At 23.6% G+C, this 3,291-nt stretch carries 7 protein-coding genes; all 7 read left to right on the top strand.

Annotated features, from left to right (window positions below):
• The first annotated feature begins 132 nt into the window (after positions 1-132).
• The 7 genes from JG677_RS07500 to JG677_RS07530 all read left to right on the top strand — a co-directional run bounded on the left by JG677_RS07500 (position 133) and on the right by JG677_RS07530 (position 3,281).
• Positions 133-507 (top strand): hypothetical protein, encoded by a 375-nt coding sequence (locus JG677_RS07500; protein ID WP_200286020.1) that lies wholly within the window; start codon positions 133-135, stop codon positions 505-507.
• 3 nt (positions 508-510) lie between these two features.
• Positions 511-972, top strand: coding sequence for a single-stranded DNA-binding protein (locus JG677_RS07505; protein WP_234284663.1), 462 nt, complete (start codon positions 511-513; stop codon positions 970-972).
• Between the two features lie 48 nt (positions 973-1,020).
• Positions 1,021-1,476, top strand: coding sequence for a hypothetical protein (locus JG677_RS07510; RefSeq protein WP_234284664.1), 456 nt, complete (start codon positions 1,021-1,023; stop codon positions 1,474-1,476).
• 1 nt (position 1,477) lies between these two features.
• A complete protein-coding gene (locus JG677_RS07515; protein WP_200286021.1) occupies positions 1,478-1,885 on the top strand; it encodes a hypothetical protein in 408 nt (135 codons plus the stop codon).
• Positions 1,878-2,369, top strand: coding sequence for a hypothetical protein (locus tag JG677_RS07520; protein WP_200286023.1), 492 nt, complete (start codon positions 1,878-1,880; stop codon positions 2,367-2,369). The genes JG677_RS07515 and JG677_RS07520 overlap by 8 nt, the downstream gene beginning before the upstream one ends.
• Positions 2,370-2,384: 15 nt before the next feature.
• Positions 2,385-2,885: a hypothetical protein gene (locus tag JG677_RS07525; RefSeq protein WP_234284665.1), complete on the top strand. Its 501-nt coding sequence runs from the start codon at positions 2,385-2,387 to the stop codon at positions 2,883-2,885.
• A 129-nt stretch (positions 2,886-3,014) separates the two neighbouring features.
• On the top strand, positions 3,015-3,281 hold the full coding sequence (locus tag JG677_RS07530; RefSeq protein ID WP_234284666.1) for a spore coat protein CotS: 267 nt from the start codon (positions 3,015-3,017) through the stop codon (positions 3,279-3,281).
• The last annotated feature ends 10 nt before the right edge of the window (positions 3,282-3,291 follow it).

Below are 3,291 nucleotides of genomic sequence, written 5' to 3' on the forward strand. Positions count from 1 at the left end.
AAAAGGGAGAAAAAGTTTAGGTTTGTTTTTGGAGTTCGGTTATAAAAAAACTATAAAAAGACTATAAATTAAATATAAATTAAGTATAAATATACTATAATTATAATACGAAAACAAAGACAAAGGAAAAAAATGAGAATTGAATTTAAAAATAAAGACAAGTCTTATTATATAAATGGGGTTAAGATTGATAATGATGCTTTGCGATCAGAAAATCTAAGCCATTATTTTATAGATAGAAAGGAGCATTTAGATTTTTTGATTGGCTTATATGCAGATTTTTCAAGAAGTAATGAGCAACATCGCATAAAAGATTTGCCTCTTATTTTAAAGGATATTATGAAATTAGGTTGCATTAAAGATAAATATATTTTTGTTTCAAATAGAACAAATAAAATGATTATAAAAAGTATTAATGCTAATAGATATGAAGCTATGTTAAGAAAAATTCTAAGCGAAAATAGAATTATTAAAGCTAAAAAATTAAAACTATTAAAAGGAGAATAAAAAATGAACCAAGTTAATTTATGCGGATACTTATGTAAAGATTTCGAAATAAAATATACACCAAAAGGCAGTGCTTTTGCAAAAACAACTTTAGCTGTTTCAGAAAATAGAAGAAACAAAGAAAATGGAGAATATGAAACCCAAACAAGTTGGATACCACTTATTTTGTTTGGGCGTAGAGCAGAAGTAGCTCATCAGTATTTAAAAAAAGGTGATCGTTTTTTAGGAACAGGTAAAATTGTAACTTCAGCTTATAGTGATCAAAACGGCAATGTTCGTTATGGTTGGCAGGTTGTAATCTCTTCTTTTGAATTTATTGAGAAAAAAGGAGAGCAAAATCAAAATTGCAAAGTTACTTCAAATCCAAATCAAATTACACCACCAAAAGAAGTAGAAACTATGCCAAGCATAGATGAAAATCAAGCAGATGGCTACATAGAAGAAAATGAGAATTTGCCCTTTTAAATAAAAAAGGGTTTTTAATTAAAAAAGTTAAAATGAAAAGGATTTAAAATGATTATAGAATTTGTATTGTTTTTGAATGTGATATTTATTTTATATTGTCTTTATATTCTTTTATCATATAAGAAAAATCAAAAAAATATAGAAGATATTCAATTTAAGATTGAAAAAGAAATAGAAAGACGAGAAATAGAAAGACATAAAGAAAGAAATCAAAATCAATTTATTTATAATGATAATATTAGAGAAAAATTTGCTTCAATGAAAGAAGGAAAAATCACTGATTGTTATATGGAAGTTTCTACAAAAGATCTAAAAAAATTAGATACTTTTATCCATATGAAACGTCCTTTAAATGTAATTTTTTATTGTAAAAACGATGAGCAACATTTCTTATTTGCTGAAGTAGATACAGGAAGAGATTATTACACTAAAGAAGGAGCTAATGTAAAAATTATCCACGATGAATACAATACTATGAAAAAAACAAAATATCAAGGAAATTAAAATGAAAAAACAAAATATTAATCACGACTTTATGTTAAATCTTTATGGAGTTTTAACACCCTATGCAATAATGTATTTTAGAACTATAGGCAGTAGTATAAACTATAAATCATTAAGTTTGAAATCTAAATCTAATTTCACAAAATTTGAACAAGATTTTAAGTATTATGCAACTTGCAGTGAATCTCAAAAAGCAAACAAAAATATAAAAAAAATCTTAAATACACTCAAAAACGCAAAAGTTGGATTTGATTATAAGATACTTGATCATAGTTTCAATAATAGTAATGATAAAAAAATAGTATTCAATATGACTGAAGAAATAGCATTATACTTTCTTGATATTTATAAAAATTGGGGCGAACCATTAAAGTATGTTAAAGAAAAATTAGGAGTAAAAAATGAGTAATTTAATGATGGAACTTGCAATGATGAAAAAGCAAGACTATTTTAATGAGTTTAAAGGCAATGATAAAATTAGAGTTATATTTGGATACAAGAACGAAAAGAAATATTATAGCGATGATTATTTTGAAATGTCGCTTAGAGTATGGATAGGGAAAGAATATTTTGATGAATTTATTAATGACCCAAAAGTAAAAAACAATATGGAAGTTGTAAATTTATTTCTAAAAACTCCATTTTTTAAAGAATTAGAAAAACAAACTATTAAGATTGATTTTAAAAATTGGGATTTTATAGTGCCTAGTTTTTTTAAGAAGCATAATATAAAAATAATTCCTTATTTTCAACTAGGCAACGATGAAGATTTAACTCCAAACCAATTTTTTTCATTTCTACAAGAAATGAAAGTTAAAGAGTTAAAATATATAACTATTATTCTTCATAGCAAATCAACTGAAGAAGAATATAAGTTTCTTCATAAACGTTAATAAATGGAAAAAACAATGAAAGTAAATTATGAAAAATTTAAAACAATGAGTAAAGAAGAATATTGTAAAAAATATGAAGATGGGCTTAGGTTTTTATTTGGATATGATATTTGCAATAAAAAAGATGAATTTGAAATGGTGGCACTTAGAGTTTATTTACCAAAAAAACTTTTTAAGGAATATAAAATCATTGAAGATTTTAAAGAAATGTTATCGCTCCAAGAAAAACCATTATTTAAAGAATTTTCAAAACAAATCATTAAGGTTGATTTTGAAAAAAAAGAGCTTATAACACCTGATTTTTTTATTCAAAATGACATAGAAATAATTCCTTATTTTTCACAAGTTGATGAAACAGAAAAAACAGAAAAAAAAATAAACAAAAATCAATTTTTTGAACTTTTAAAACAAAATGATATTAAAGAACTGAACTATTTATGCTCTTATTGCATTTATGGCTGTTATTTTTGGGAAGAAGAGTATGAATATTTTTGTAATCAAGGAGAGTTAAAATGAATTTAATATCTAAGGAAACAATGAAAGAAACTTTAAATGAATTATGGAATATAAAATATAATGCTATCTAATTTAAAGAAAATAATAAAAAATCATAATGAGAATTTTTTAAATCAAGGCGATCAAAAAATGTTTTGTTTTGCCTTGTTAAAAAGTCTTTATGAAAATGGCTTTGTAAGCGATAAAGATAAGATTTTTTTAGAAAAAAAATACCAATATATTAGAATAATCAATAAAGATGAAAAAAGATTGATTAATGTATATTTTGAAAAAGAGCCAATAATTGATTTTTTCCAAAATACAGAATATGATAAAGAATTAAAATATTATGGTATAAATGAAAAAGACTTAATTATAATAAATGAAAGACTTGTAAAAGAAGAACTAAAATTGTAAAGGCAATGAA

This window comes from Campylobacter sp. TTU-622 (assembly GCF_016598965.1).
Taxonomy (GTDB): Bacteria; Campylobacterota; Campylobacteria; order Campylobacterales; family Campylobacteraceae; genus Campylobacter_D.

Bases quoted from the DNA above. Each gene is read 5' to 3' on its own strand.
- JG677_RS07520 (WP_200286023.1), top strand. From the start codon at position 1,878: ATGAGTAATTTAATGATGGAACTTGCAATGATGAAAAAGCAAGACTAT.
- JG677_RS07515 (WP_200286021.1), top strand. From the start codon at position 1,478: ATGAAAAAACAAAATATTAATCACGACTTTATGTTAAATCTTTATGGA.
- JG677_RS07505 (WP_234284663.1), top strand. From the start codon at position 511: ATGAACCAAGTTAATTTATGCGGATACTTATGTAAAGATTTCGAAATA.
- JG677_RS07510 (WP_234284664.1), top strand. From the start codon at position 1,021: ATGATTATAGAATTTGTATTGTTTTTGAATGTGATATTTATTTTATAT.
- JG677_RS07500 (WP_200286020.1), top strand. From the start codon at position 133: ATGAGAATTGAATTTAAAAATAAAGACAAGTCTTATTATATAAATGGG.
- JG677_RS07530 (WP_234284666.1), top strand. From the start codon at position 3,015: ATGTTTTGTTTTGCCTTGTTAAAAAGTCTTTATGAAAATGGCTTTGTA.
- JG677_RS07525 (WP_234284665.1), top strand. From the start codon at position 2,385: ATGAAAGTAAATTATGAAAAATTTAAAACAATGAGTAAAGAAGAATAT.